This window comes from Mesorhizobium sp. M1307 (genome assembly GCF_040318155.1).
Lineage (GTDB): Bacteria > Pseudomonadota > Alphaproteobacteria > Rhizobiales > Rhizobiaceae > Mesorhizobium.
Genome location: NZ_JAMYLR010000002.1, coordinates 231,417 through 258,146, shown reverse-complemented (window position 1 = coordinate 258,146; position 26,730 = coordinate 231,417). Strand labels below are relative to the sequence as shown.

The 26,730-nt window shown below is 62.2% G+C and carries 30 protein-coding genes and 1 tRNA gene; 16 read left to right on the top strand and 15 right to left on the bottom strand.

Annotated features, from left to right (window positions below; genetic code table 11):
* Position 1: 1 nt before the first annotated feature.
* The 9 genes from kdpB to NKH16_RS05275 form a co-directional block, all read right to left on the bottom strand.
* Complete coding sequence (gene kdpB, locus NKH16_RS05315; RefSeq protein ID WP_352742163.1) at positions 2 to 2,095, bottom strand: potassium-transporting ATPase subunit KdpB; 2,094 nt, start codon at positions 2,093 to 2,095, stop codon at positions 2 to 4.
* A gap of 213 nt (positions 2,096 to 2,308) precedes the next feature.
* Entirely contained in the window at positions 2,309 to 4,012 is a 1,704-nt protein-coding gene (gene kdpA, locus NKH16_RS05310) for a potassium-transporting ATPase subunit KdpA (RefSeq protein ID WP_352742161.1), read from the bottom strand.
* A 25-nt stretch (positions 4,013 to 4,037) separates the two neighbouring features.
* Positions 4,038 to 4,127 carry a K(+)-transporting ATPase subunit F gene (gene kdpF / locus NKH16_RS05305; protein WP_352898578.1) on the bottom strand — a complete coding sequence of 30 codons (90 nt, stop codon included), beginning with the start codon at positions 4,125 to 4,127 and terminating at the stop codon, positions 4,038 to 4,040.
* A gap of 333 nt (positions 4,128 to 4,460) precedes the next feature.
* Complete coding sequence (locus NKH16_RS05300) at positions 4,461 to 5,900, bottom strand: hypothetical protein (protein ID WP_352742159.1); 1,440 nt, start codon at positions 5,898 to 5,900, stop codon at positions 4,461 to 4,463.
* A gap of 150 nt (positions 5,901 to 6,050) precedes the next feature.
* Entirely contained in the window at positions 6,051 to 6,233 is a 183-nt protein-coding gene (locus NKH16_RS05295) for a hypothetical protein (protein ID WP_352677561.1), read from the bottom strand.
* Entirely contained in the window at positions 6,233 to 6,424 is a 192-nt protein-coding gene (locus NKH16_RS05290) for a DUF3606 domain-containing protein (protein ID WP_352742158.1), read from the bottom strand. Before NKH16_RS05290 ends, NKH16_RS05295 begins: the two co-directional genes overlap by 1 nt.
* A 115-nt stretch (positions 6,425 to 6,539) precedes the next feature.
* The gene (locus NKH16_RS05285) at positions 6,540 to 6,818 is read right to left on the bottom strand and encodes a DUF982 domain-containing protein (protein ID WP_352702984.1); all 279 of its coding nucleotides are present in this window, start codon (positions 6,816 to 6,818) and stop codon (positions 6,540 to 6,542) included.
* Positions 6,819 to 6,891: 73 nt separating this feature from the next.
* A complete protein-coding gene (locus NKH16_RS05280; protein WP_352702982.1) occupies positions 6,892 to 7,122 on the bottom strand; it encodes a hypothetical protein in 231 nt (76 codons plus the stop codon).
* A 405-nt stretch (positions 7,123 to 7,527) separates the two neighbouring features.
* A complete protein-coding gene (locus tag NKH16_RS05275; RefSeq protein WP_352821153.1) occupies positions 7,528 to 7,962 on the bottom strand; it encodes a DUF3597 domain-containing protein in 435 nt (144 codons plus the stop codon).
* Between the two features lie 306 nt (positions 7,963 to 8,268).
* Between NKH16_RS05275 and NKH16_RS05270 the strand changes: the two genes are divergently transcribed.
* The 5 genes from NKH16_RS05270 to NKH16_RS34990 all read left to right on the top strand — a co-directional run bounded on the left by NKH16_RS05270 (position 8,269) and on the right by NKH16_RS34990 (position 11,489).
* Entirely contained in the window at positions 8,269 to 8,694 is a 426-nt protein-coding gene (locus NKH16_RS05270; protein ID WP_352742153.1) for a cupin domain-containing protein, read from the top strand.
* A 120-nt stretch (positions 8,695 to 8,814) separates the two neighbouring features.
* On the top strand, positions 8,815 to 9,423 hold the full coding sequence (locus NKH16_RS05265; protein WP_352742151.1) for a YdeI/OmpD-associated family protein: 609 nt from the start codon (positions 8,815 to 8,817) through the stop codon (positions 9,421 to 9,423).
* A gap of 457 nt (positions 9,424 to 9,880) precedes the next feature.
* On the top strand, positions 9,881 to 10,153 hold the full coding sequence (locus NKH16_RS05260; protein ID WP_352448287.1) for a hypothetical protein: 273 nt from the start codon (positions 9,881 to 9,883) through the stop codon (positions 10,151 to 10,153).
* A gap of 271 nt (positions 10,154 to 10,424) precedes the next feature.
* Positions 10,425 to 10,832 (top strand): hypothetical protein, encoded by a 408-nt coding sequence (locus NKH16_RS05255; protein ID WP_352448423.1) that lies wholly within the window; start codon positions 10,425 to 10,427, stop codon positions 10,830 to 10,832.
* Positions 10,833 to 11,114: 282 nt separating this feature from the next.
* Complete coding sequence (locus NKH16_RS34990; protein ID WP_502911664.1) at positions 11,115 to 11,489, top strand: Arm DNA-binding domain-containing protein; 375 nt, start codon at positions 11,115 to 11,117, stop codon at positions 11,487 to 11,489.
* Between the two features lie 111 nt (positions 11,490 to 11,600).
* Here NKH16_RS34990 and NKH16_RS05245 read toward each other — a convergent pair whose 3' ends face one another.
* Positions 11,601 to 11,906 carry a hypothetical protein gene (locus NKH16_RS05245; RefSeq protein WP_352719647.1) on the bottom strand — a complete coding sequence of 102 codons (306 nt, stop codon included), beginning with the start codon at positions 11,904 to 11,906 and terminating at the stop codon, positions 11,601 to 11,603.
* 284 nt (positions 11,907 to 12,190) lie between these two features.
* Positions 12,191 to 12,280: transfer RNA gene (locus tag NKH16_RS05240), tRNA-Ser, on the bottom strand.
* 429 nt (positions 12,281 to 12,709) lie between these two features.
* On the opposite strand from NKH16_RS05240, the gene NKH16_RS05235 reads away from it, so the two are divergent.
* From NKH16_RS05235 to NKH16_RS05225, 3 genes are all read left to right on the top strand, one after another.
* Positions 12,710 to 13,033 carry a hypothetical protein gene (locus tag NKH16_RS05235; protein WP_352448284.1) on the top strand — a complete coding sequence of 108 codons (324 nt, stop codon included), beginning with the start codon at positions 12,710 to 12,712 and terminating at the stop codon, positions 13,031 to 13,033.
* Positions 13,034 to 13,099: 66 nt separating this feature from the next.
* Positions 13,100 to 13,762 carry a peptide-methionine (S)-S-oxide reductase MsrA gene (gene msrA, locus NKH16_RS05230; protein ID WP_352448283.1) on the top strand — a complete coding sequence of 221 codons (663 nt, stop codon included), beginning with the start codon at positions 13,100 to 13,102 and terminating at the stop codon, positions 13,760 to 13,762.
* A 215-nt stretch (positions 13,763 to 13,977) separates the two neighbouring features.
* The gene (locus NKH16_RS05225; RefSeq protein ID WP_292657345.1) at positions 13,978 to 14,967 is read left to right on the top strand and encodes a BMP family lipoprotein; all 990 of its coding nucleotides are present in this window, start codon (positions 13,978 to 13,980) and stop codon (positions 14,965 to 14,967) included.
* A gap of 84 nt (positions 14,968 to 15,051) precedes the next feature.
* On the opposite strand, the gene NKH16_RS05220 is transcribed toward NKH16_RS05225, so the two are convergent.
* Positions 15,052 to 15,261, bottom strand: coding sequence for a SlyX family protein (locus NKH16_RS05220; protein WP_031211352.1), 210 nt, complete (start codon positions 15,259 to 15,261; stop codon positions 15,052 to 15,054).
* 181 nt (positions 15,262 to 15,442) lie between these two features.
* Here NKH16_RS05220 and NKH16_RS05215 point away from each other — a divergent pair, with 181 nt between their 5' ends.
* Genes NKH16_RS05215 through deoA form a run of 6 tightly spaced genes read left to right on the top strand, consistent with a single transcriptional unit; the run spans position 15,443 to position 21,617 of the window.
* Complete coding sequence (locus tag NKH16_RS05215) at positions 15,443 to 16,975, top strand: ABC transporter ATP-binding protein (RefSeq protein WP_352742147.1); 1,533 nt, start codon at positions 15,443 to 15,445, stop codon at positions 16,973 to 16,975.
* A complete protein-coding gene (locus tag NKH16_RS05210) occupies positions 16,972 to 18,111 on the top strand; it encodes an ABC transporter permease (RefSeq protein ID WP_352677550.1) in 1,140 nt (379 codons plus the stop codon). Before NKH16_RS05215 ends, NKH16_RS05210 begins: the two co-directional genes overlap by 4 nt.
* Position 18,112: 1 nt before the next feature.
* Positions 18,113 to 19,084: an ABC transporter permease gene (locus NKH16_RS05205; protein ID WP_352742145.1), complete on the top strand. Its 972-nt coding sequence runs from the start codon at positions 18,113 to 18,115 to the stop codon at positions 19,082 to 19,084.
* A gap of 6 nt (positions 19,085 to 19,090) precedes the next feature.
* Positions 19,091 to 19,483, top strand: a complete 393-nt coding sequence (gene cdd, locus NKH16_RS05200) for a cytidine deaminase (RefSeq protein ID WP_352488680.1) — start codon at positions 19,091 to 19,093, stop codon at positions 19,481 to 19,483.
* Complete coding sequence (locus NKH16_RS05195) at positions 19,480 to 20,298, top strand: purine-nucleoside phosphorylase (protein ID WP_352898568.1); 819 nt, start codon at positions 19,480 to 19,482, stop codon at positions 20,296 to 20,298. The genes cdd and NKH16_RS05195 overlap by 4 nt, the downstream gene beginning before the upstream one ends.
* A complete protein-coding gene (deoA, locus tag NKH16_RS05190) occupies positions 20,298 to 21,617 on the top strand; it encodes a thymidine phosphorylase (protein WP_352742143.1) in 1,320 nt (439 codons plus the stop codon). The genes NKH16_RS05195 and deoA overlap by 1 nt, the downstream gene beginning before the upstream one ends.
* Before the next feature lie 109 nt (positions 21,618 to 21,726).
* Here deoA and NKH16_RS05185 read toward each other — a convergent pair whose 3' ends face one another.
* The 3 genes from NKH16_RS05185 to NKH16_RS05175 form a co-directional block, all read right to left on the bottom strand.
* Complete coding sequence (locus tag NKH16_RS05185; protein WP_352821155.1) at positions 21,727 to 22,287, bottom strand: TIGR02281 family clan AA aspartic protease; 561 nt, start codon at positions 22,285 to 22,287, stop codon at positions 21,727 to 21,729.
* A gap of 100 nt (positions 22,288 to 22,387) precedes the next feature.
* Positions 22,388 to 23,017, bottom strand: coding sequence for a uracil phosphoribosyltransferase (gene upp / locus NKH16_RS05180; protein WP_023675320.1), 630 nt, complete (start codon positions 23,015 to 23,017; stop codon positions 22,388 to 22,390).
* Between the two features lie 141 nt (positions 23,018 to 23,158).
* Complete coding sequence (locus tag NKH16_RS05175; protein WP_352742139.1) at positions 23,159 to 24,133, bottom strand: adenosine deaminase; 975 nt, start codon at positions 24,131 to 24,133, stop codon at positions 23,159 to 23,161.
* A gap of 167 nt (positions 24,134 to 24,300) precedes the next feature.
* On the opposite strand from NKH16_RS05175, the gene ubiE reads away from it, so the two are divergent.
* Positions 24,301 to 25,077: a bifunctional demethylmenaquinone methyltransferase/2-methoxy-6-polyprenyl-1,4-benzoquinol methylase UbiE gene (ubiE, locus tag NKH16_RS05170; protein ID WP_352742137.1), complete on the top strand. Its 777-nt coding sequence runs from the start codon at positions 24,301 to 24,303 to the stop codon at positions 25,075 to 25,077.
* A gap of 70 nt (positions 25,078 to 25,147) precedes the next feature.
* The gene (gene ubiB, locus NKH16_RS05165; protein ID WP_352742135.1) at positions 25,148 to 26,722 is read left to right on the top strand and encodes a 2-polyprenylphenol 6-hydroxylase; all 1,575 of its coding nucleotides are present in this window, start codon (positions 25,148 to 25,150) and stop codon (positions 26,720 to 26,722) included.
* The last annotated feature ends 8 nt before the right edge of the window (positions 26,723 to 26,730 follow it).

Genomic DNA, 26,730 nt, shown 5'->3' with positions numbered 1-26,730 from the left:
CTTAGGCGAGACCGAGAGCGGTGATGGCCATGTCGATCATCTTGATGCCGACGAAGGGCACTACGACGCCGCCAAGGCCATAGACAATGAGATTGCGGCTGAGCAGCGCACCGGCGCCGACCGCGCGGTATTTGACGCCCCTCAGCGACAGCGGGATCAGCGCAATGATGATCAGCGCGTTGAAGATGATGGCCGAGAGGATAGCGCTCTGCGGCGTCGCCAGATGCATGACATTGAGCGCTTGCAGCGGCCCGGCGGTCTGGCCCGGGGCGATGTAGAAGACGGCGAATATTGCCGGGATGATGGCAAAATACTTGGCCACGTCGTTGGCGATGGAGAAGGTGGTCAGCGAGCCACGCGTCATCAGCAGCGCCTTGCCGATTTCGACGATCTCGATCAGCTTGGTCGGATCGCTGTCGAGATCGACCATGTTGCCGGCCTCGCGCGCCGCGACCGTGCCGGTGTTCATGGCAACGCCGACATCGGCCTGCGCAAGGGCCGGCGCATCGTTGGTGCCATCGCCGCACATCGCGACCAGTTTGCCTTTGGCCTGCTCGTCGCGGATCAGCTTCAACTTGTCCTCGGGCGTCGCCTGGGCAAGGAAGTCGTCGACGCCGGCTTCCGCCGCGATCGCCGCCGCGGTCATCGGATTATCGCCGGTGATCATCACCGTGCGGATGCCCATGCGGCGCAATTCGGCAAAGCGTTCTGCGATGCCACCCTTGACGATGTCCTTCAGATGGACGACGCCGAGCAGGCGCCCGTCGCGCTCGACCGCGAGTGGAGTGCCACCCGATTTGGCGATCTCGTCGGCGATCGCCTGAAGGTCGCGGACGGTGTCGCTGCTGGGGCGCGTACTGCCTGTGGCAACGGTCGAGAGGTTGACGTGGGCAAGTACCGCATCGACTGCGCCCTTGCGGACCGAGGAGCCTTCCAGATCGACACCGCTCATGCGGGTTTGCGCGGTGAAGGGCACGAAAGTCGCGTGCAGGCTTGCCATGTCGCGGGCGCGGATGGCATATTTTTCCTTCGCCAGGACGACGATCGAGCGGCCTTCCGGCGTTTCGTCGGCAAGCGAGGCAAGCTGAGCCGCGTCGGCCAGTTCCTGTTCGGTGACGCCCTTGACCGGTCGAAATGCCGTCGCCTGACGGTTGCCCAGCGTGATGGTTCCGGTCTTGTCGAGCAGCAGCGTGTCGACATCGCCGGCCGCCTCGACGGCGCGGCCCGACATGGCGAGCACGTTGAAGCGCACCAGGCGGTCCATGCCGGCAATGCCGATAGCCGACAGCAGGGCGCCAATTGTGGTCGGGATCAGGGTAACGAACAGGGCGACCAGCACGGTCACCGAGATATAGCCGCCCGAATACGAGGCGAAGCTCGGGATCGTCGCCGTCGCCAGTACGAAGATCAGCGTCATGCCGACGAGCAGGATGTTGAGCGCGATCTCGTTGGGTGTCTTCTGGCGCTCGGCGCCCTCGACCAGCGAGATCATGCGGTCGAGGAACGTATGACCGGCAGCCGCAGTGATGCGCACGCGGATCCAGTCGGACAAGACCTGCGTGCCGCCGGTCACCGCCGAACGATCGCCTCCGGATTCGCGGATGACCGGTGCGGATTCGCCGGTGATGGCCGCCTCGTTGACCGACGCCACGCCTTCGACCACCTCGCCGTCCGAGGGGATGATGTCGCCGGCTTCGACAAGCACGATGTCGCCGACCTTCAGGCTGGTGCCGGGCACCAGTTTGAACTTGCTGCGGTCGCCACCGTTCAACAGCTTGGCCTGTGTCTCGGTTCGCGCCCGACGCAGCGAGTCAGCTTGCGCCTTGCCGCGGCCTTCGGCCACCGCTTCGGCGAAATTGGCGAAGAGCACGGTGAACCACAGCCAGATGATGATCTGCAGCGTGAAGCCAAGATCGCCGCCGCTGGTAACGAGATCCTTGACGAACAGCACGGTGGTGAGCGCCGAGACGACGGCGACGACAAACATCACCGGGTTTCGCATCAAGGTGCGCGGGTTCAGTTTTCTGAAGGAACCGCCGATAGCGGGCCACAGAATGCGGGTATCCATGATGCTCACGGATTTCGACGGGCTCATTTGGTAGCTCCAGTGTCGATGTTGTTGACCGGTCGATCGTGTGCCGAACGAAGGTGCGGCGGCCCGTAAGCCAGCAGCCAGATCATGATCAAGGCTGCCGCAATAGCGAGGAATGTGGACAGCGTCGGGAAAGGAGGGGGCGTTTTCTCCCCCTCCGGCTCGGGGCGATGCCGGACCTTTCGAGGTATGATCTTGAACCAGGGCATCGCCGTTTCAGAATGTCTGACCGTTGATCATCGCCAGGTGCTCGACGATCGGTCCGACCGCCAGGGCCGGGAAGAAGGTCAGGCCGCCGACGATCAGGATGACACCGGCCAGCAGCCCGACGAACAGCGGACCGTCGGTCGGGAAGGTGCCGGCGGAGGCAGGGACGGTCTTCTTCGCAACCAGCGAGCCAGCAATCGCCAACGCCGGAATAATGACCAGGAACCGGCCCATCAGCATGCCGATGCCGAGCGTTACGTTGTACCAGGGCGTGTTGCCGCTGAGGCCGCCAAAGGCGGAGCCATTGTTCGCCGCGGCCGAGGTGTAGGCATAGAGAACCTCGGAGAAGCCGTGCGGGCCGGCATTGGCGATGGAAGCAACGCCGGTCGGCAGCACCACCGCGATAGCGGTGAAGATCAGCATTGCAAGCGGCAGGCAGAGCACGGCCAGCATAGCCATCTTGACCTCCTTGGCCTCGATCTTCTTGCCGAGATATTCGGGCGTGCGTCCGACCATCAGCCCGGCGACGAAAACGGCAATGACGATGAACATCAGGATACCGTAGAAGCCGGCGCCGACGCCGCCGACAATGACCTCGCCGAGTTGCATGTTGATGATGGGGATCATGCCGCCGAGTGCGGTGAAGCTGTCATGCATGGCGTTGACCGCGCCGCAGGATGCGGCCGTGGTGATGACGGCAAACAGTGCCGACAGGGCGATGCCGAAGCGGCTCTCCTTGCCCTCCATGTTGCCGCCGTCGACGCCCAGCGCATGGACGAGCGGATTGCCGGCGGCTTCCGCCCAGTAGCAGACGGCAACGCCGGCGATGAACAGCACGCCCATAGCCGACAGAATTGCCCAGCCCTGGCGCTGGTTGCCTACCATGCGGCCGAAGACATTGGTCAACGCCGCGCCGAGGGCGAAGATCGTCACCATCTGGATCAGGTTGGAGATTGCATCGGGATTTTCGAAGGGATGCGCTGCATTGGCGTTGAAGAAACCGCCGCCATTGGTGCCGAGCATCTTGATGGCAACCTGGGAAGCGACCGGCCCGACCGCGATAGTCTGTTGCGCGCCTTCGAGCGTCGTCGCGTTGACGTAGGCAGCGAGCGTCTGCGGCATGCCGAGATAGACATAGACCAGAGTCAACACGATGCAAAAGGGCAAAAGCAGGTAGAGCGTGCCGCGGGTCATATCGACCCAGAAATTGCCGATCGATTTGCCTGAGGCTCTAGCAAAGCCGCGGATCAATGCGACCGCAATGGCGACGCCAGTCGCCGCCGACAGAAAATTCTGCACGGTCAAGCCGGTCATCTGCACGAGATAGGACATCGTGCTTTCGCCGCCGTAGTTCTGCCAGTTGGTGTTGGTCATGAAGCTGGCGGCGGTGTTGAAGGCCAGCCCAGGTTCGACGGCGGTCATGCCGGCCGGATTGTAGGGCAGGCCGCCTTGCAGCCGTTGCAGCGAATAGAGCACCAGGAAGCCGGCCAGGTTAAAGAACAGCAGGGCCGCCGCATAGGAGGTCCAATGCTGCTCCTCGCGCTCGCTGGTCCCTGATATGCGGTAGAGCCCGCGCTCGAGCGGGGCCAGAATTGACGACAGGAATGTGCGCTCGCCGCTGAAAACGCGATGCATGTAGCCGCCGAGCGGCTTGGCCAGCAGAACGACGATCCCGCAATAGACGAGGATCTGCAGCCATCCGTTGATTGTCATGGGGTTGGCTCCTTGCCAGCGGAGATCAGAAGCGTTCCGGGCGAACGAGGGTGTATGTCAGGTAGGCGAGAAGAAACAAGGTCACGGCGCCGCCGAGGATATAGTCGAAAAGCATGTTACGATCCCCTAAACTTACAGCTTGTCGCAAGCTTTGATGTAGCCGAAGCATAGAGCAAAAAACGCGATTCCAGTCGCGACAACAACTATGTCCACCGCGCGTTTTCCTTATGTTGTATTTGTTTGTTTACTTTAACAAACTATCAAAACCCGTCGCCGCATCATATCGGCGGCTGGATACACCGCTCCTGTGAATATGGATCAAAGTGCCATAAAGGTTCGAGACGGGACGCGGAGCAAAGAAATCAAAATCCCATAAGGATTTCGCCGCCTCGGCGCTGGCCACAGCTTCAGGGGGGAGGTGCGCACCGGCGCGCGAAGCTGCCGGGGCTCAGTCCGCGCGGGTGTAGATCACCGCGTAATCGTCCGCATAGGCCCGCTTCCAGCCCAGTTGGTCGAAGAACGGAATGCGGCTGTCGTCGGCGGTCAACAATGCCCAGCCTATCGTATATTTGTCGAGTTGGGCTTTCAGGATCGGCTTGCCCCGGCTGTGCCCAGTCTGCTCATCCGTTTCCGTAAAGCCATTCAGGAAGAGCTGATCCGCGCGGCCGTCAATAAACGTCCTGATGCCATGAAAAATCAGCGTACCGCCGAAATCGTAGGAGTTCAGCAGATTGCCCGACAGATTATGGGTTTGGGCGAAGGCCAGTGCGTCCCTCGCCGAGGTCTTCTGGCTCGGCGCGACCGGATAGGTCGTGAAGGCGGCAGCCGCCAAAACCAGCAAAACGGCAAGTCCAGCGCAAATCCTGGAAAATTTCCGTGCGAAAAATTGTTCAAGTCCGTCGCGCTTTTCCGCCGCCCATTTCTCGGCTGAAAGCACTGGATATTGTTGCGCGACCTCGACGGTAAGGACCACCGGCACGAGAAGAAAGAACAGGTACATGAACCGTATGTGGGTGAGATAGACGTGCAACGTGAAGACAAGGAACAGCGCCTTGGCCCAGCCAATGCGCAATCTCGACACGAGCAGCCCGAAAAACGCCACCAGCAGGGCCAGCTCCTGGAGGGTGTGCCGCGAGGCGTCGAAGGGTTGCCACTCCGCAATGTAAGGCACCGCCTCATTGCCATAGGCCACGGTGAATGTGGCGAGTATGGCCTTGACGCCATAGGGATTGAGCAGGCTGACCAGCGGGCAAAGCAGCCCGAAAACGATCCACTTGGCCAGCAGCCGGGGGTTCGACAAGCGTGTGCGCATGACGAGATCGAGGCCGGCGAAGGCGGCGATGACGAAACCGAAGGTGAAGGTGGCATGGAGATTGGCCCACAGGCAAAGCAGCGCCAGCAGCCATAAGGGCGGTGCTTTCTCGTTGCGTGCGGCCTGGAAAAGACCGGCGGTCCAGACGACGATGATGGGCAAGGTAAAGATGTGCGGCCGGGCGACATAGATTGGCCCGATCACGAGCGCGAGCACCAGCGTCAGTCCTATCGCCAGCGTCGGCTTCAACCACGCGCTGAGATACCACGACGTCAAGAAGGCCGTCAGCGCGATTACCGCAGTCGCCAGCAGCACCACGCCGTTCCAACCGCCGGCTTCATAGGCAATTGCAAGGAGAACCTGGCTAAGCCATTCCTTGGCGATCCATGGCTGGCCGGCAAAAGTGTAGGAGTAAATGTCGATGGTCGGGAATGTGCGGCTTGCCAGCATATCAATGCCGACCTTAATGTGCCACCAGCTATCGGGATCCTGCAGGAGGGAGGTGGCAAAGGCGAGGAGCGCCGCCGCCATCACAACCGCGGCCAACAGGCAAAACACCAGCCTCACATGCTGCATGTCATCTATCGACGGCCTCGCCTCACCAGACATCCCGCGCATATGGCATCCCTGAGCCGCGATAGCGGAAGGCATAGGCCGAATTTGTTAGAAAACCGATAAGCCGCAGGATTGCGGCCCCTATGCCGCGCGTCCAATCGGCTCGGCGGCTTAGCCCTCGGCCTTGAAGTTCTTGGCTTCCTTCTCGACCTTCGGGTTGTCCTTGCCGTGCTTGCGCATCAGATCCTTCGCCTGCTTCGGCGAAACGTCGGTGGTTTCGGCCAGGTGCAGAGCCTCCTTTTCGTCCGGATCGCGCGTCTTGCGGTCGGCCATTGCGGTTTTCTTGTCAGCCATTACAACGCTCTTATGCTCTCGGCGATTTCGTTCAGCACCTTGCGGTCGGTGCCGTGGCGCTTGATCAGCGTACGGGCCTGATCCGGGGTAATGCCCGCTTCCTCGGCGAAATGATGTACCTCATAATCTTCGCCGCCGCCCGCCACTCGTGAGCGGTCGCGACTATCGGTCTTGGTTTTGTCGTCGGCCATGCCAGCTCTCCTCATCTCGACGAGAGCATAACGGGCAAGATTTCAGCGAGTTCCTTCGAGCGTGTCGCCCAATTGCCTGCCCTCGGGCATGACCCGGTATGCGCGGCGATTTTGCTCAAAACAAGGGCTTGGTGTCAGGCCGGCCTTCGCGCACAAAAAGGCTGGCCTCTTTGGCGGCCGCGGTGAATGCCCGTCGAGCGCTGCCAACCGCCCGCCGCTGCTCCAGGGCGTCCATCATTGCTTGCAAGGCCGAGCGGTATTTCGGCCCGCGCTTTTCGTTCGGCCACTTTTCGACCAGCAGTGATGCGGCCTCGACCGCCCGCGTCACCGTCAGGATGCGTCCGTTCCGCCCAGTTTCGATTGTCACGGGAACGTCGAATTGTTCATCACGCATGGCACCATTCCACAACTCAAGCGAGATAAGTTTTGCGGACTGAACGGTGCAGCCTGGTATTCGTTCCGGATTGCTAACGGGAGCGATGGTCGAACACGACCCCCATGGTCCTACCAACGGCCGTCATGACGATAAGCTCGACCAGATCGTCGTCACTGTCGCCGCAGGCTGGGGCCGTCCGGCGAAGGATGTCCAGCATCGCCCTCGTCGATATGGTGTCGCCGGCGCCGAATCTTGAAAGCGCAGATGAAACAAGCTCTTGGGCCGTCAAGTCGGCGACAGTCACCCTCTGCACCACGTTCATTGGCTTCCTCCCACCATGAACCCTCGCCCGGGAGAATGATACGCCGAACGTCGCGTTTCGCCAGCAAAATGGTGGTCCTACCAGCGTGCGGACGGCGACCGAAAATCATCGGTTTTGAGTGAGACAAGCCGGGCGAGGCGGCAGCGCTTTTGTGCCATGCGACTTCGCCACAGACCCAATCCCGGCGGCCGGGATGGGTCCCAATTTATTTACTTTGCAGTTTGATGGCTTGGCAGTCTGGTTTGCTCGGTTGCGGCTGAAGTCAGCGCAGCAAGACCGCGGTGCGGACAGGACTAGATCGGTTCGTCGTTTCACGGAAGCGCCGAACCGGTCTGTCTTTTTTGCTTGACGCAATGCCGGGCGGAAACCGTTCACATTTTTCCCGGAATTGCTTGTCTTATGACTCTAGGCGGCCAGATCGCTCGGAAGCTTGCCGCCATTCTCGGCCAGCTTTTTCATCAGTGCGTCGTGCAGCCACAGATTCATCGTTACAGTGTCGTTCATATCGCCGGTGTAGTTCAGCTCGTGGGCAAGCTCCTTGCGGGCGCCGAGGCTGCTGTCGATATTCAGAGCCTTCATCAGGTCGACGATCGAATTCTTCCAGTTGAGTTTCTGCCCCTTCGCGGCCACCGCCTTGTCGAGAATGGCAGCGATGTCTGGGGCGGAGGACGGCGCGGCCGGCGCGGCCGGAGCCGGGGTTGCAGCCGGGGCGGATCGGGTAGGCGCCGTCGGCTGCGTGGCCGTGCTCGGAGCCGGCGCGGCAGACGGTTGCGCCGACGGCGCTTCGGCCGCAACCGCGCTTCCGAAAATCGCACCTTTGATACTGTCGAAAATGCCCATTGGCTCGACGGTGTGTTGCCTTGACGGTCGGTGAGGCGACCGTTGCCGAATGCCGCATTGAGCGCCCTGGTTGTACCTGACCACGAACGCAACGCAGGGGCAACTCAAAACTGGCTAAAAGGTAAAGGCTTGGTTGCATTGGGGAATCGGCTCAGTGATCCGGCCCGAGAGTAGAATAGGTCGGATCGCGGCCCGACAAATCGTCACGCGCAATAGGCGAGGGAACGGTCAGCAGCCAGTTTTGCTGACGCAGACCAGAAAAATCATCTAGATTCGTGTTCGCAATTCGCTGAGAGGAACGAAGCCGTGACAGCAGTCGTCGCATCCGACAGGCTCGAACGTTCGCTGGTTTGGGCAGAGGACGATCCGTCGGTCAAATGGGCCGGCGCTTTCGCGGTTTGCGGCGGGCACGGCACCACCCAGTCCTCGGTCATTGTCTACGAGATCGAGCCCGGCAAGCGGCTCGGCTGGCACAGCGACGCCACCGAAGAGACGCAATACATCATCGCCGGCACCGGCGAGCTGCACATCGAGGGCGGCAGCACCCACCCGGTCGGGCCCGGCAGCGTCCTGGTACTTCCGACGCCGGTCCGGCACGACCTCGTCAACACCGGCACCGAAACCCTGCGCGCCGTCGCTTTCTTTGCGGCGGCGATGTTCACGCAGACATTCGACAACGTCATGCTGCCGCCGAAATCCCATGTCCTCGGAACGCCCAATCGTGCGGGCTGAATGCGTGCCGGCGAGAATCACCAGGCCTGCGGATTGCGGACTCGGAGCTGATATGAGCGCGCGCGCGGCCGGCAAGCGGTTTGGCGTCGTTACGCGCTCGCGTCATGGGCGGACCGGCTGATGGCGCCCGTCAAGGTCGACCCCGCCAAGGTGCGCGAGTTCAGGGATGCCGAAAGCTTCCATGCCTGGCTTGGCGAGCATCACGACAGCGAGGACGAAGTCTGGATCAAGATCCATAGGCTCGATTCGGGACTGCCGTCGATCACTCCGAAGCAAGCCATCGACGTGGCGTTGTGCTGGGGCTGGATCGATGCGGTGCGCAAGGCCTTGGACGGCAAAAGCTACCTGCAGCGCTACACCCCGCGCGGCAAGAAGAGCATCTGGAGCCAGATCAATGTCGACAATGTCGCTCGGCTGATCGAGGAGGGCCGGATGACCGAGCATGGGCTGAGGCAGGTCGAGGCAGCCAAGGCCGACGGCCGCTGGGCGCGCGCCTACAAGAGCGGCAAGGAGATGAAGATCCCCGACGACCTCCAGGCGGCAATAGACGCCGAGCCCATGGCGAAAGAGATGCTGGCAAAACTCAGCCAGCAAAACCGCTTCGCGCTCGCCTTCCGCATCCACAACATGAAAACCGAAGCCGGACGCAAGAAGAAGATCGCGGCTTTCGTGGAGATGCTGAAGCGCGGCGAGACGATCTATCCGCAACGAAATCGCGATTCTGGATGAGCATTTGGCCGCGCTTGCCTGCTGCGTCGTGTGCTCGCCCTGTCGGCGAGCCCCGAATGCGGCCGGATCGCAGCTCAAGCGCATTCCTGGCGATGTCGCCGACGATTTGTTTTCGACCAGCGTCGCCTGACATTTCGACTCCATTTCTCATTCGTTTAATCGATGTAGGAACAAAGCTCCGTCCCCACAGTCGGCATACGTATATTAGCAGGCGCTTCTATGACGTTTTTTGCCCATTCAGGAGCCGACTGGCACGTGGGCCGTGTTTGATGCGACGGTGGACGTGCCTGCGGACTTCGCTGGCAGTTGCCTTATCGGCTTGCCGCGGGAGCGGGCGGAGTGGCTCGCAGCAAGAGCCAATCGAGATGCTGCAAAAGGCACTTCGATTTGCCGGTTGTCAGTTGCCGGGCCAACACAAGCCGCGGTTCTTAGACTTAGACCGATAGGAGAGACTTCGATGATGCACGAACAGGTAATGGAAGCTGCGTTGGCAGCCAGGAACCAGGAAGTGGATATTTGTGGTGTCTTCGACATCACCAACAAAACCGATGCGCCAATTGGCTCTCGCCGATTGGGCGAGGCTATCCACTTTGTCGCCAATGCACCTATCGTTGGCTATGATGTTCACGCCGCCGTCATCAGATATGGCCCACTCGGAACCCCCAGCCTCAGAGCAACAGATTGCGAACAGCTGTGGGAGAAGTTTGGCGAGGCCCTGCTGCAACACTGACGGGCAGACCTTTGGCGCGTATGGGCACCACCATCGCGCAGGACAGTTCGCTAGCGAGAACGACATCGAAGCCTGGCCGGTGATGTTGCAATTAAATTAGCGTAAGCGCATATTTTTTGCAGGCTGGACTCGCAACCGGCCAGGCCCGGCGACCGGTCGCCAACGGGCTGTCAGGCCGGCAACACATGCTTCCGCAGGCCCGACGGTCCCTTGGCAAGATCGCCGGAACCACAGCATGATGCGGCGGCAAAACGGGTTTGGGAGAAATAGCATGCCTAAAGTTTCGGAGCTCTTTTTCAAGACAGCCATCGTCTTTCTTATTCTGGGAATTGCAGCTGGCCTGCAGATGGCAATTTCAGGCGATCACGGCGCGTTTCCGGCACACGCGCACATCAATCTGCTGGGGTGGGTCACCAGTGCAATATTCGGCGGCTATTATGCGCTGAATCCGGCGAAGGCTGCCCGCAGGAGCGCCATGATCCACTACGGCGTCTACAATCTCGGCCTGGTCGTGATGCTGCCGGCTCTTTACCTGATGCTGCAGGGAAACCCGGCGCTCGAGCCGATCGTCGCCACCGGCTCAATGATTGTCGCTGTCGCCGTGCTGATCTTTGCCTTCGTGGTTTTCTCCGCCGAAACAGAGCGCTCGGTCTCGGGAATACAAGCGGTCCCGCGCTAGACGGGGCGGCGATGGCGCCGAGTCGACCAAGCCCGTGCTTCTGGTGAAGCGCGGGCCGATTGGTTGTAGGCTGATCTGAGGTAAGGGTGCGGCGAAGATGAAAGCCGCTCCGTAGCCTTCGCGCCCCCTCTGCCTGCCCCAAGATACCTGCACCGCAGCGGCAGTAGCCATCCAGCGTCCCTTTAGGCTGGCGAACCGGTGAGATTTATCTGTCGGAGAGAGCGGCAGCCAGTCGGCTGTTCGTCTGCGGCCAATAGCGTCCAATAACGCTTTGAAATCAAGTTGTTAATTTTTCAGTTCGTCCAACGACATTCATTGCCGTCCAACAAAATCGCCGATACAATGTGGGTGAAAATGTGGGGTGGGGTGAGTTGGGCGGACGATGCAAAAATCGGGAAAGCACCCGGACAAGGCGCTAAGCGCGATCGAGGTGCGGCGGCTAAGACTCCGGGACGATATGCCGATGGCAATGGCCTTTACCTCGTCGTGGACCCGTCGGGAGCGAAGCGTTGGCTCCTCCGGATCATCGTCCATGGCAGGCGTAGAGACATCGGATTGGGCGGCACGTCGATCATCCCGCTCGCCGATGCACGAGAAACCGCGCTAGCTTACCGCAAGAAGAGCCCAAATTTCGTGCGCGCAAACCGGATTCGATGACAAAATTTGCAGGCCGCGAACGCAAAATTCTACCCGCGCGAAGCACTATCAGAGGCAAAAATCAGCATGCAGAACAGCCAAAAATCGCTGCGCGGGCCCCAAGTGTCCCCTCTATTTGATCGTCAATCGACCGGTTAAATGCAACAATAGAAACAGCGCAAAGGACACAGTAACGGCAGCGAGAACTGCGATGCACGCCTTTCTTTCGGTCGGCTTGGCGTATCGCATCAGTATCAAGAGACCAAAAATGGAAGCCAGCGGAATCAGGTATTGCCTGACTAATTCGGGCTCCCCAATCCAAGCTCCGGGTACATCGTAGCGGAACATGTGCCAGATCAGTGAAGCAGTCAGTGCCGCATGCATCAATGCCAGCAGCCCAAGTACAGCGATGGCAATCCACTTCAGTATCGTCACCATCTTTCGCTCCCCACAGGATCGGGCGACAGGTCAAAATCAAAGCCTCTCCACACACCCGCCAACGTCGCCGTCGTCCCAGTAGTGACAGGACCATCCGGCCCCAGACTCACATAGTTGGAGGGGCGCTCAACTTCGCTCCACAATGAAGCGCTCTTGCTAGAGATAGCGTCCAGAGAAAGCCTGTGACAGCCATTTTAATCCACACAATTATGTGGGGCAAAAAGTGGGTCAAATACTGCGAGCCATGAAATTTATTAGGTATTTCAGCAATTTGGCGAGGCAACTGGCGGAGAGAGCGGGATTCGAACCCGCGTTACGGTTTCCCGTAAACACACTTTCCAGGCGTGCGCCTTCAACCACTCGGCCACCTCTCCGTCTTTTTAGCATTTTCGACGCGGCCGGTTTCGCCGCGCGGGTTGGGGAGATGCATCTCCTTTGGGATTCCGGCCGGAATTCCGGCCGTGGGCGCCGTCAACCAGCGGATACCCTTTCCCCGCACCCGAGCCGTCAAAGCAACAGGCGCGGGGCTCATCTAGTCGATCCGGTGCCGAATGCCAAGACATAACGGCAGTCTATTCGCTTTGCCGGATACGGATGCTCAGCCCATGTTATCGGAGCACCCGTTGGGAGCCTATCGAAAGGAGCGGCGGAGGTGTGCTTGCCGTCCCCGGCGCGCCGACGGTTTCGGCGAACCCGGCTGCCGTAGGTTCAACTTCGCGTGTCGCGATTGCGGATAAAGCACGCAGATCCTATTTAACAGTCCACACGACATTCTGATAAACTCCTGGGGAGGAAGGGTCCGGATGTTCCGCTTTATCTTCCGTCTTGCCGCAATGATTGCGCTTTCGGTTTCGGTCATCATGGCCGTGCTCGATGCGACCCGCTCGGTGGCGGCTTCGGCGCTGGTGATGACCCCGCTCAACACCAGCTGGCTCGCTGTCTCGCCGGATACGCGCAGCGCCTTCGAAAGCTTCGTCCGCGATAAGATCAACCCACTGCTGTGGGACGGTGCCATCGCCTGGGTGCTCAGCCAGCCCGGCTTTGCCGTGTTCGCGGTGCTGGCGTTCATTCTTTATGCCATCGGTTACAGGCGGCAGCGCCCCAGCGGGCGGTTCGCCGCAACCTGACATTTCCAGCCTGACCCGGTGTTCCCGTACCAGGAAGGCTCAACCAAGAAGAAAAGGAAGCCACACATGTTTCTCAGCGACATGCTGAACAAGAAGCTCAACCTGCCGAAACCCTCCGAGGCGTTGCCCGGCCGCGACCGGCCGATCCCGACCGCATCGAAGCACTTTGTCTCGAACAGGCCGCTCAAGGGTCCTTATCCCGAAGGGATGGAAACGGCGATGTTCGGCCTGGGCTGCTTCTGGGGCGCCGAGCGCCTGTTCTGGCAAGTCGAGGGCGTCTGGGTCACGGCGGCCGGCTATGCCGGCGGCGTCACGCCCAACCCGACCTATCAGGAAACCTGCACGGGGCTCACCGGCCATGCCGAAGTCGTGCTCGTCGTCTACGACCCCAAGATCGTGTCTTATGCCGAGCTCTTGAAGCTGTTCTGGGAAAGCCACGACCCGACGCAAGGCATGCGCCAGGGCAATGATGTCGGCACCACTTACCGCTCGGCGATCTATACGTTCAACGACGCTCAACACCAGGCTGCGATCGCCTCGCGCGACGCCTACGAGGCTTCGCTGCGCGGCGCCGGACGCGGCAAGATCACCACGGAGATCGCGCCGGCGCCGGAATTCTACTTCGCCGAGGAAGACCACCAGCAATATCTGGCGAAGAACCCCTACGGCTATTGCGGCCTGCAGGGAACCGGCGTCTCCTGCGCCATTCCGGCCGCCGTCTCCGCCTGATTTTATGCCCCTGACGCAAGGAATATGCTGTGGCGCCGCGATGCGGCGCCATGCTTTTCCAAAAGGTCAAAATTCCACGTGAATTTTGTTTCGGGCCGTGCCAGATTGACCCGAAGCGGGAGGAAGACACTCCTGCCCGACACCGCACGCCTGCCGGAGAACCGGGCCGGCATGCGATGCATAATGGACAAATAACCGACAGGGGTGTGGATCACATGAAACGTATCGTTCTCGGCCTCATGGCCGCAGCTGCAATGGTTCTTCCGGCCTTCGCCGCGGACATTCAACCCGCGATCCTCTATGATCTCGGCGGCAAGTTCGACAAGTCGTTCAACGAGGCGTCCTTCCACGGCGCTGAAAAGTTCAAGACCGAGACCGGCATCCCCTATGTGGAATTCGAGGTCAGCAACGCCACCCAGCGCGAGCAGGCGCTGCGCCGTTTCGCCGAGGACGGCCGCAACCCGATCGTCATGGCGGGCTTCTCGTGGGCTGACGCGCTTGACAAGATCGCCACCGAGTTCCCCGATACCAAATTCGCCATCATCGACATGGTCGTCGACAAGCCCAATGTCCGCTCGCTGGTCTATAAGGAGCAGGAAGGCTCCTACCTCGTCGGCGTGATGGCGGCGATGGCTTCCAAGACCAAGAAGGTCGGCTTCGTCGGCGGCATGGACATTCCGCTGATCCGCAGGTTTGGCTGCGGCTATGTCGGCGGCGCCAAGGCGGCCGGCGCCACCGACGTCATCCAGAACATGACCGGCGATACGCCAGCGGCCTGGAACGATCCGGCCAAGGGCGGCGAGATCGCCAAGACGCAGATCGACCAGGGCGCCGACGTGGTCTACGCGGCGGCAGGCGGCACCGGTGTCGGCGTGCTGCAGGCAGCGGCCGACGCCGGCAAGCTCGGCATCGGCGTCGATTCCAACCAGAACGGCCTGCAGCCCGGCAAGGTGCTGACCTCCATGGTCAAGCGCGTCGACGTTGCCGTCTACAACACCTTCATGGATGCCAAGGACGGCAAGTTCACGGCCGGCGTTAACGATCTCGGCCTCAAGGAAGGGGGCGTCGACTACGCCATGGACGACAACAACAAGGCGCTTGTCGACGATGCGATGAAGGCGGCGGTCGAAAAAGCCAAGGCCGACATCATCGCCGGCACCATCAAGGTGCACGACTACATGTCGGACAATGCCTGCCCGTATTGATCGATTGCCGTTATTGATCGACTGGCACTGCTGAACTGACGAGCCGCCGGGTGAAAGCCCGGCGGTTTTGTCTTGTCGGCCCGCTCACCAGTGCGGCGGCTTGGTCACCGGCACGTCGGGTGCGGCCTGTTCCTCCAGCGCCAGGAAGCGCTCGGCCAGCGCGTCGAGCTTGCGCTGCATGCGCTCGATCACCTTCCACTGCTCGGCGATCTGGCCGGACAGTTCCTCGATGGTCTTCTCCTGCTCGGCGGCGCGGATTTCCAGCGTCGTCAGCCGGTCCTCGGGCATGGTCATTTGAAATCCTCGATCAGGCGATTGTGCAGGCTGCGGCCACGTTGGAAATTGACAAGCATGGCGGGATTTGTCGAGAGTGAACCCTGCTCCGGCCAATTGGTACGGACCCAATTGGCACAGACTGGGCGTCATGCTAGGCGTTTGACCAAGCGGTAAAAAAATAACAGTGGGAACAGGCTGCATGGCGCAAGCCGCAATCGAGCTGATCGGCATCGACAAGAGCTTTGGCGCCGTGCGCGCCAACCGCGACATCAATCTGGAGATTATGCGCGGCACTATCCATGGCATCGTCGGCGAAAACGGCGCCGGCAAGTCGACGCTGATGTCGATCCTCTATGGTTTCTACCAGGCCGATTCCGGCGAGATCCGTGTCGGCGGCCAGCCGGCATCGATCAAGACACCGAACGATGCGATCGCGCTCGGCATCGGCATGGTGCATCAGCACTTCATGCTGGTCGACAATTTCTCGGTGCTGGAAAACGTCATTCTCGGCGCCGAAAGCGATGCGCTGCTGAAGAAGAGCATCGCCAAGGCGCGTTCCGAGCTGGAGCGGCTCGAGCGCGAATACGGGCTCGAAGTCGATCCCGACGCCATCATCGAGGAGTTGCCGGTCGGCCTGCAGCAACGCGTCGAAATCCTCAAGGCGCTCTATCGCGGCGCCGAGATCCTGATCCTCGACGAGCCGACAGGCGTGCTGACGCCGGCCGAGGCCGACCACCTGTTCCGCATCCTCAAGCAGTTGAAGGAGCAGGGCAAGACGATCGTGCTGATCACCCACAAGCTGCGCGAGATCATGGCGATCACCGACACCGTCTCGGTGATGCGCCAGGGCACGATGGTGGCGACCGGGGAGACCAAGAAGACTACGGTCGAGGAACTGGCCGAGCTGATGGTCGGCCGGCGCGTGCTGCTGCGCGTCGAGAAGGGCGAGGCGAAGGCCGGTGGCGTCAAGCTCGCGGTCAAGAACCTGACGGTCAAGGATTCCCGCGGCGTCACCATGGTCGACGACGTCTCCTTCGACGTCCATGCCGGCGAGATCGTCGGCATTGCCGGCGTCGCCGGCAACGGGCAGTCCGAATTGCTCGAGGCGATTTCCGGCATCAGGCATGCCGTTTCGGGCTCGGTCATGCTCGACGGCAAGCCGATCGACCTCACCGGCGCCGCCGACCCTGGCGAGCTGCGCGAGCGCGGCCTTGCCCATGTGCCGGAGGACCGCCATCATGTCGGCCTGGTGCTGGCCTTCGAGGAGAACGAGAATTCGATCCTCGGCTACCAGGACGACGAGCGCTATCTAAAGGGGCCGTTCCTCGACATCGACGCCATCCGTAACGATGCCAGGGACAAGATCGTCAAATACGACATCCGACCGGCGGACTGCCGCCTCAAGACCGCCAATTTCTCCGGCGGCAACCAGCAGAAGATCGTGCTGGCGCGGGAAATGGAACAGGATCCCGGCGTGTTGATCGTCGGCCAGCCGACCCGCGGCGTCGATGTCGGCGCCATCGAATTCATCCACAAGCGCCTCATCGCCATGCGCGTCCAGGGCAAGGCGGTGCTGGTGGTTTCGGTCGAGCTCGACGAGATCCGCTCGCTGTCCGACCGCATCCTGGTGATGTTTGCCGGCCGCATCGTCGGCGAACGCGGCCCCGACGCGACCGAGGGCGAGCTCGGCCTGCTGATGGCCGGCGTCGAGCAGCGCGAGGCGGCGGAATGAGCACTCCCTATGCCAAGCTGCCGGCCTGGGCCGACTACGTCCTGATCCCGCTGATCAACCTGTTCGTCGCCTTCGTCGTTGCCGGCTTCGTCGTCATATTGGTTGGCGAGAACCCACTGCGTGCGGCCGTCGTCCTGGTCGAGGGTGCCTTCGGCCGCGGCCAAGGCATCGCGTTCACGCTTTTCTATGCCACCACCTTCATCTTCAGCGGGCTTTCGGTAGCGGTTGCGGCGCATTGCGGCCTGTTCAACATCGGTGGCGAGGGCCAGGGCTATATCGCCGGTCTCGGCATTGGCATTGTTTGCCTGGCCTTCGACAGCGTGCTGCCTTGGTGGCTGACCTTCCCGATCGCCATTATCGCCGCCGCGGCGATGGGCGCGCTATGGGCGCTGATCCCGGCCTATCTGCAGGCCAAGCGCGGCTCGCACATCGTCATCACCACCATCATGTTCAATTTCATCGCCGCCAGCGTCATGGTCTATGCGCTGGTGGGGATGCTGAAGCCGCCCGGCTCGATGGCGCCGCAGACGCGCACCTTCCTCGAAGGCGCGCAATTGCCGAAGCTCAACTGGGTCATCGAATTGTTCGGCGCCAAAATCCGTTCGGCGCCATTCAACGTCAGTTCCCTGCTGGCGCTAGCCATGGCCTTTCTGGTGTGGGTGCTGATCTGGCGCACGAAGCTCGGCTACGAGATGCGCACCTATGGCCACAGCCCGAAAGCGGCGCGTTATGCCGGGATTTCGGAGATCCGCATCATCATCATCGCGATGATGATCTCGGGCGCGCTGGCCGGCATGATGGCGCTCAACCCGACGATGGGCGACCAGCACAATGTCGCGCTCGAATTCGTTTCGGGCGCCGGTTTCGTCGGCATCGCGGTGGCACTGATGGGACGCCTGCACCCGGTCGGCATCGTGCTGGCGGCGGTCCTGTTCGGCATGCTTTACCAGGGCGGCGCCGAGCTCGCCTTCGAGATGCCGGCGATCAGCCGCGACATGATCGTCATCATCCAGGGCCTCGTGATCCTGTTCGCCGGCGCGCTCGAGCATATGTTCCGGCCCTATGTCCAGGCGCTGTTCGCCTCGCTCAGCCCGAGATCAGTCGGCATGGAAGCGGTCAAGGGGAAGGGCGCCTGAGATGGATTTCTTCAACGCTATCGTGCAGGTCCTGGACTCGACCATCCGCCTTTCGGTCCCCTTGCTGCTCGCCTGCCTCGCCGGCCTCTATTCGGAGCGGGCCGGCGTCTTCGACATCGGGCTCGAGGGCAAGATGCTTGTCGGAGCCTTCGCCGGTGCGGCCGCCGCCTCGGTCTTTCACTCGGCCTTAATCGGCCTCGGCATGGCCATCCTCATCTCGGTCGCCTTCGCGCTGATCCACGGCTTTGCCTCGATCACCCATCGCGGCAACCAGATCGTTTCCGGCGTCGCGATCAATTTCATTGCCGCCGGATCGACGATTATGCTCGGCCAGGCCTGGTTCCAGCAAGGCGGGCGCACGCCGGCGCTCGCCGCCGGCGAGCGCTTCGAAGCAATCGTCTGGCCCGGCGCGGATGCGCTCAGGGGCGTTCCGATCCTCGGGCCGATCTATTCGGAACTCATCTCCGGCCACTCCGTGCTGGTCTATCTCGCCTTCCTGGCCGTGCCGTTCACCTGGTGGGTGCTGTTTCGCACCCGCTTCGGGCTCCGCCTGCGCGCCGTCGGCGAGAACCCGGCCGCGGTCGACACCGCCGGCATATCAGTCGCCTGGCTGCGCTATCGGGCGCTGATCTGCACCGGCGTGCTCACCGGCATTGCCGGAGCCTATCTGTCGATGGTGCAGAATGGCGGCTTCGTGAAGGACATGACCGCCGGCAAGGGCTATATCGCGCTGGCCGCGCTGATCTTCGCCAAATGGAAACCGGTCAACGCCATGTTCGCCTGCCTGCTGTTCGGCTTCCTCGACGCCGCGTCGATCCGCCTGCAAGGCACGCCGCTGCCGCTGATCGGCAAGGTGCCGGTGCAATTCATGCAGGCGCTGCCCTATGTGCTGACCGTCATCCTGCTTGCCGGCTTCATCGGCAAGGCAATCCCGCCGCGCGCCGGCGGCGTGCCTTATGTCAAGGAACGCTGATCTATCATGGCTCATGATCTGTTCGAAGCGGCGAAAGCCGCCATGGCCAAGGCCTATGCGCCCTATTCGAAATTTCCGGTCGGCGCGGCGTTGCGCACCGAGGACGGCCGTGTCTTCACCGGCGCCAATGTCGAGATCGCGTCCTATCCGGAGGGCTGGTGCGCCGAAACCACCGCACTTGCCAACTACATCATGGGCGGCGGCGGCAAAATCACGGAAATCGCCGTGATCGCCGAACGCGTGGCAAAATGCTCGCCCTGCGGCGGCTGCCGGCAGCGGCTGGCGGAATTCTGCCGGCCGGAGACGAAGTTCTATCTCTGCGATGATAGCGGCGTGGTCGAGACCGTGACCATGGGCGAGTTGCTGCCATACGGGTTTGAAGGCGATGTGCTGAAATGAAGGAAGCGCTCGATCACCTCGTCGAAAGGCTGGACGGGCTGGCGCCGACTACCGCCTTGGTGCTGGGGTCAGGGCTTGGCGGGCTTGTCGACCAAGTCGAGGATGCGGTGCGAATCTCCTACGCCGACTTGCCGGGGTTTCCCCGAAGCGGAGTCAGCGGCCATGCCGGCGAGGTGGTGGCGGGGCTCTTTGCCGGCACGCCGGTGCTGATGCTGTCCGGCCGGGCGCATTATTACGAGCACGGCAACGCGGCGGCGATGCGGCCGGCACTCGAGGTGCTCGCCGGCCTCGGCATCTCCAGGCTGATCCTCACCAACGCCGCCGGTTCGGTCGATCCCGGGATGGGCCCGGGCTCGGTGATGCTGATCACCGATCACATCAATTTCTCGGGCTCCAACCCGCTGATCGGCGAACCGAGCGACCGCCGTTTCGTCGGCCTGACCGAAGCCTACGACGCCGGTCTCCGCTCCGCCATCGAGCAGGCGGCGAAGGCCACCGGCACCACGCTGCACAAGGGCGTCTATATGTGGTTCTCCGGCCCATGCTTCGAGACGCCCGCCGAGATCCGCATGGCGCGCGTCATGGGCGCCAACGCGGTCGGCATGTCGACGGTGCCGGAGGTCATCCTCGCCCGCTTCCTTGGGCTGCGCGTCGCCGCGTGTTCGGTCGTGACCAACCTTGCCGCCGGCATGACCGGAGCCGAGCTGTCGCACCAGGAGACCAAGGACATGGCGCCGGTCGGCGGCGCGCGGCTGGCGACCATTCTGCAGCGTGTTTTTCAGGACGGGCTTCCGGAGCACGGGGTAGACGCCTGATGCTTCCCCAGGAAATCATCCGCCGCAAGCGCGACGGTCAAAAACTCTCGGCTGAGGAGATATCGGCTTTCATCGAGGGCCTGACCGCCGGCACCGTCACCGACGCTCAGGTCGGGGCGTTCGCCATGGCGGTATTCTTCAACGGCATGAGCCGCGACGAGGCGGTGGCGCTGACTATGGCGATGCGCGATTCCGGCGATGTGCTCGACTGGTCGGATCTGCCCGGCCCTGTCACCGACAAGCATTCGACGGGCGGCGTCGGCGACAATGTCTCCTTGATGCTGGCGCCGATCGTCGCTGCCTGTGGCGCCTATGTGCCGATGATTTCCGGCAGGGGTCTCGGCCATACCGGCGGCACGCTGGACAAGATGGATGCCATCCCCGGCTATATCAGCCAGCCGGATGTTGCGCGGTTCCGCAAGACCGTGCTCGAAACCGGCTGCGCCATCATCGGCCAGACCGCCGATCTCGCACCCGCCGACGCCAGGCTCTACGCCATCCGCGATGTGACAGGAACGGTGGAATCGGTGCCGCTGATCACCGCCTCGATCCTGTCGAAGAAGCTGGCGGCCGGCCTTGGTTCGCTGGTGCTCGATGTCAAGGTCGGCAACGGCGCCTTCATGGAGAAATCGCGCGACGCAACCGCACTGGCCAACAGCCTGGTCGACGTCGCCAATGGCGCCGGCCTTAAGGCCTCGGCGCTGGTCACCGGCATGAACGAGCCGCTGGCGTCCGCCGCCGGCAATGCGGTCGAGGTGCGCAACGCCGTCGATTTTCTCACCGGCCGCTTTCGCGACCGGCGGCTGGAGGACGTGACGCTGGCGCTGGCCGCCGAGATGCTACAATCGGCAGGCCTGGTATCGTCCAACCAGGACGGCCTGCGCCGCGCCGCCGAAACGCTGGCCGGCGGCCGCGCCGCTTCCATCTTCGCGCGCATGGTGGCGGCACTGGGTGGTCCCGTCGACTTTGTCGACAATCCGGAAAAATATCTGCCGAAAGCGGCAACGGAATTCGCGGTCAAGGCGAGCGCGAACGGCTTTGTCACCGGCATCGCGACCCGCGAGATCGGGCTTGCCGTGGTCGGGCTTGGCGGCGGGCGGACGCGGCCCGACGACAGGATCGATCACGCCGTCGGCATCACCAGGCTGTTGCCGGTCGGCGCTGAAGTGCGGGCCGGCGAAGCGCTGGCGCTGGTCCATGCCCGCAATAGCGAGGATGCCGAAGCGGCCGCGGCCGCCGTGCTTTCGGCCTATACCATCGGCACTTCCAAACCGGCCACGGAGAAAACCGTCATCCGGCGGATCCTGCCGCGCGGGTAGAGCCATTCCGATGGTATCGGATGGGCTCTATCTTTCTTTGGACCACGATCTTGTCCGAAAACCGGTCCCCACTTTTCGCTGGCGCGGACCTGCGGTTCGGGATCACGTTCTACTGAACCAGCAGCAGCTTGCCGTCTTCGACCTGGTATTTTTCGAGCCGCTGCAGAAAGCTCATGCCGATCAGGTTGGTGTGCAGCGCCCTGTCGTCGAGCACGACGGCCTCGACGCCCTCGACGGTGATCTTGCCGATCTGCAGGCGATCAATCGTCACTACGGCGGCCTTGATCGCACCATTGGCGGTGTTGACCTGATGGCTGAAGTCCGCCGAATTGAGCGAGATGCCGATCCTGCGCGCGGTCGAACTGTTGATGGCGACGAGCGTGGCACCGGTATCGATCATGCCGTCGATCTGGCGGCCGTTCAACTTGAAGACCGACATGAAATGCCCGCGCGAGTCCGCGGTGACCACGACCTTGCGGCCGAGCGGCTGCGGCGTTGTGGGCCTGTCCGGGACGGCGGCGAGATTCAGGTCGGTTTGGGTGTCGGCCGGCCTGGCTCCGATGGCGGATTTCAACAGCCGCTCGATTACCTGTGAATTGGACTGATAGACGATGGGCAGCGATGCCGACGTTCCGGCAAACACGCCAAGGATGAGGAGCTTGCGCAGCATGGACCGGCCTTTGTGGTTGCCGATCCTTAGTCCGACATGGTGATTGCGGCTTTAACGAGTGCGGAAACCAGTCGTTTGCGTAAACAATCGGTAAACAGATCTATTTGGTGCCGTACATGCGGTCGCCGGCATCGCCGAGACCCGGCATGATGTAGCCCTTTTCGTTGAGCTGGCGGTCGATGGAAGCGGTGAAGACGGGAACATCGGGATGTGCCTGGGTAAACCGCTCGAGGCCCTCTGGTGCCGCCAACAGGCAGAGGAAGCGGATGTTGGTGGCACCGCGGCCTTTCAGCTTGTCGATCGCCGCGATCGCCGAATTGGCGGTCGCCAGCATCGGATCGACGACGATCACCAGCCGGTCGGCGAGGTCGCCCGGCGCCTTGAAGAAATACTCGACCGCTTCCAGCGTCTCATGGTCGCGATAGAGGCCGATATGGGCGACACGCGCCGCCGGCACCAGATCGAGCAGGCCTTCGAGCAAGCCGTTGCCGGCGCGCAGCACCGAGGCGAAGACCAGTTTCTTGCCCTCCAGCGTCGGCGCCTCCATCGTCTCGATCGGCGTCTCGATGGTCGTCGTCGTCAGTTCCAGGTTGCGGGTGACCTCGTAGCCGAGCAGCAGCGAGATCTCGCGCAGCAGCCGCCGGAAGCCGGCCGTCGAGGTTTCCTTCTTGCGCATGATGGTCAGCTTGTGCTGGACAAGCGGATGGTCGACGACGGTAACGCCCTTCATGGTGTTCTCCAACTGCGCAGGTGAATAGTGAATGGTGAATAGTGAATAGTGAACTGGTTTGCGAGTCCTTGGTTGCGCGGAAAACTCGCGGTTGACGAACCGAAGCGCCGGGTTCACCATTCACCATTCACCATTCACCATTCACCTGCCCTTGGCGCCGAGCCTGCCCAGCAGCACCGCCCTGGTCTTCCTGTCGACGAAGGCTGCCTCGATGGCCGTCCTGGTGACGGCGGTGAGCGCCTTGTCGTCCATCGCAAAATGCCCGGCAGCGATGTCGTATTCGCGTTTCAGCGAGGTCCAGAAATAGGGCGGGTCATCGGAGTTGAGCGTCACCTTGCAGCCCGCTGCCCGCAAGGCGGGGAAGGGATGGTCGGCGAAGCTGTCGAAGATTTTCAGGGCGATGTTGGAGCCAGGGCAGCATTCGAGCACGACGCCTTCGTCGGCGATGCGCCGCACAAGCTCGGGGTTCTCGATGGCGCGCACGCCATGGCCGATGCGAGACGGGCGGATGTGATCGAGTGCCGCCTCGACGCTCTCCCAGCCCATCAATTCGCCGGCATGGACGGTGATGCCGAGGCCGGCCTCGCGGGCGATTTCGAAGGCCCTGACATAATCTTCCAGGTCGCCTATCCGCTCGTCGCCGGCGACGCCGAAACCGGTGACCAGCGGATGCCCGCAGCGGGCGGCGAAACGCGCCGCCCGCTCGATCGATTCGACACCGAAATTGCGCACGCCGGTGACGATCATGCGGCCTTCGATGCCGGTCTTCGCCTTGGCGCGGGCCATGCCTTCGCCGAGCGCGTCGGTATAGGCCTTCGGCGACAGCCCGGCCTTGCCGGCATGGTCGGGCGAGGTGAAAACCTCGGAATAGATGGCGCCGTCGCGGGCGAGGCTGGTCAGGTAATGGTCGGCCAGCCGCGCATAGTCTTCTTCGGTGCGGAACAGGTCCGACGAGAAGTCGTAGGCGGCGAGGAAAGAGGTGAAGTCGTGCCAGACGAAGGAGCCGTCCTGGATGTAGGGCGAGGCATCCTTGCCGTATTTCTCAGCCTGGCGGAGGACGAGTTCAGGCGCCGCTGCCCCTTCGATGTGGCAGTGCAGTTCTGCTTTCAAAGGCATTCAATTATCCCGTCAGGCTTTTTCTTATGACGCAGGTTCTTGTCGGAAAACCGTGTGACACTTTTCCGGAACCTGCTTCGAAGCGCGGCCGAACACCGCGCCTTAAACAATAGCGCCCGCACCATCGATCGGCTATGGTCCCGCCGATTTTATGGCGGATCAAAACGATGTCGGTTGAAAGAACCACGGCTGCGGGCGGCATGGAAACCTCCTATGGTTTCAGGCGGGTAGGGCCAGGCGACAAGCAGTCCCTGGTCAATGATGTTTTCCACAAGGTGGCGAACCGCTACGACCTGATGAACGACCTGATGTCGGCCGGGTTGCATCGGTTGTGGAAGGACGCCATGGTCGCCTGGCTCAATCCACCGAAGCGGCCGGGCTGGAGCGTTCTCGACGTTGCCGGCGGCACCGGCGATGTCGCCTTCCGCATCGTCGAGGCGAGCGGCAGGCACGCTCATGCAACGGTTCTCGATATCAACGGCTCGATGCTCGCCGTCGGCCGCGACCGGGCCGAGAAAAAGGGCCTGTCGGCAAATACCGATTTCGTCGAGGCCAATGCCGAGGAACTGCCTTTTGCCAACGCTACTTTCGATGCCTACACCATTGCTTTCGGCATCCGCAACGTGCCGCGCATCGATGTGGCGCTTGCCGAAGCCTATCGCGTGCTGAAGCCTGGCGGGCGCTTTCTCTGCCTTGAATTTTCCGAGGTCGAGATGCCGCTGCTCGACAAGGTCTATGAAGCATGGTCGTTCAACGCCATTCCGCGGATCGGCAAGGTGGTGACCGGCGATGACGAGCCCTATTCCTATCTGGTCGAATCGATCCGCAAGTTTCCCAATCAGCAGAATTTCGCGGCGATGATTTCGCGCGCGGGCTTCGAGCGCGCCTCGTTCCGCAACTACTCCGGCGGCATCGCCGCGCTCCACTCGGGCTGGAAGCTTTGAGGCTGGCCCGTATCTTTCGTACTCAATGTGCTCTTCGCCGGTCCAGGAAATCGGCGGGGCAAAGCCAGCCATGAGCAGCATCGGCGCTGGTTTCAGGCTCGTACGGGCCGGCTGGGTGCTGGTCCGCGAGGGTGTCATCGCGGCTTTGCCCGGTGACGAGCTCTTCGGCTTGCCGAAATTCGGCTGGCGCATGGCCCGGCTGTTCACCCGCCGTCGCGCGCTTGCCTATGAGCGCGGCGACAGGCTGGCCAAGGCGGTCGTGCGGCTCGGCCCGTCCTACGTCAAGCTCGGCCAGTTCCTGGCGACACGGCCGGATGTCGTCGGAAACGATATCGCGCTTGATCTCGCCATGCTGCAGGACAAGATGCAGACGTTTGCGAAGGCCGAGGCCGTTGCAGCGATAGAAGCCTCGCTCGGACGCAAGATCGAGGAGCTCTATGTCAGTTTCGGCGAGGCCGTCGCCGCCGCCTCGATCGCCCAGGTTCATACCGCCGAAGCCCTGCAGGACGGCGTCATTACCCGGGTAGCAGTAAAGGTCATCCGGCCGGGCGTGCGCCGCCGCTTCTTTCGCGATCTCGAGAGCTATTTCCTCGCCGCCCGGCTGCAGGAAAAATACATCCCGTCGTCGCGCCGGCTGCGGCCGGTCGAGGTGACAGAGACACTGGCCCAGACGACCAAAATCGAAATGGACCTGAGGCTGGAGGCGGCGGCTTTTTCGGAGCTCGGCGAGAATACCAAGGACGATCCCGGCTTCCGTGTGCCGTCGGTCGACTGGGAGCGCACCGGTCGTGACGTGCTGACCATGGAATGGGTCGACGGCATCAAGATGAACGATATTGCCGGTCTAGCCGCCGCCGGCCACGACCTGAAGGCGATTGCCGCCAACCTCGTTCAGTCGTTTCTGCGCCATACGCTGCGTGACGGTTTCTTCCACGCCGACATGCACCCGGGCAACCTGTTTATAGAAGCCGACGGCACCATCGTCGCCGTCGATCTCGGCATTGCCGGCCGGCTCGGCAGGAAGGAGCGCCGGTTCCTCGCCGAAATCCTCTACGGCTTCATCACGCGCGATTACCAGCGCGTCGCCGAAGTTCATTTCGAGGCCGGCTACGTGCCGCGCCAGCACAATGTCGCGGCTTTCGCCCAGGCGATCCGGGCAATCGGCGAACCGATCCACGGCCAGCCGGCCGAGACCATCTCGATGGCCAAGCTGTTGACGCTGCTGTTCGAGGTGACCGACCTCTTCGACATGGCGACGCGGTCCGAGCTGGTGCTGCTGCAGAAGACCATGGTCGTTGTCGAAGGCGTCGCCCGCACCCTCGACCCGGCCTTCAACATGTGGAAGACGTCGGAGCCGGTGGTCAGCGGCTGGATTGCCCGCAATCTCGGCCCGCGCGCCCTGCTGGCCGATGCGCGCGACGGTGCCAACGCGCTGCTGGCGCTGGCCCGCCAGGCACCGGACCTCGCCGCCCGCACCGAGCGGCTGTCGCGTGAGATCGACCTGATGGCCGAACACGGCCTGCGCTTCGACGAAAGGACCGCACGCGCGATCGGCAAGGCCGAGGCGCGCTACACCCGCTCCGGCCGGCTGGCGCTGTGGGTGATCGCATTGACGCTGGTGTATATCGCCTGGCGTATTTTCTAGCGCTTGTT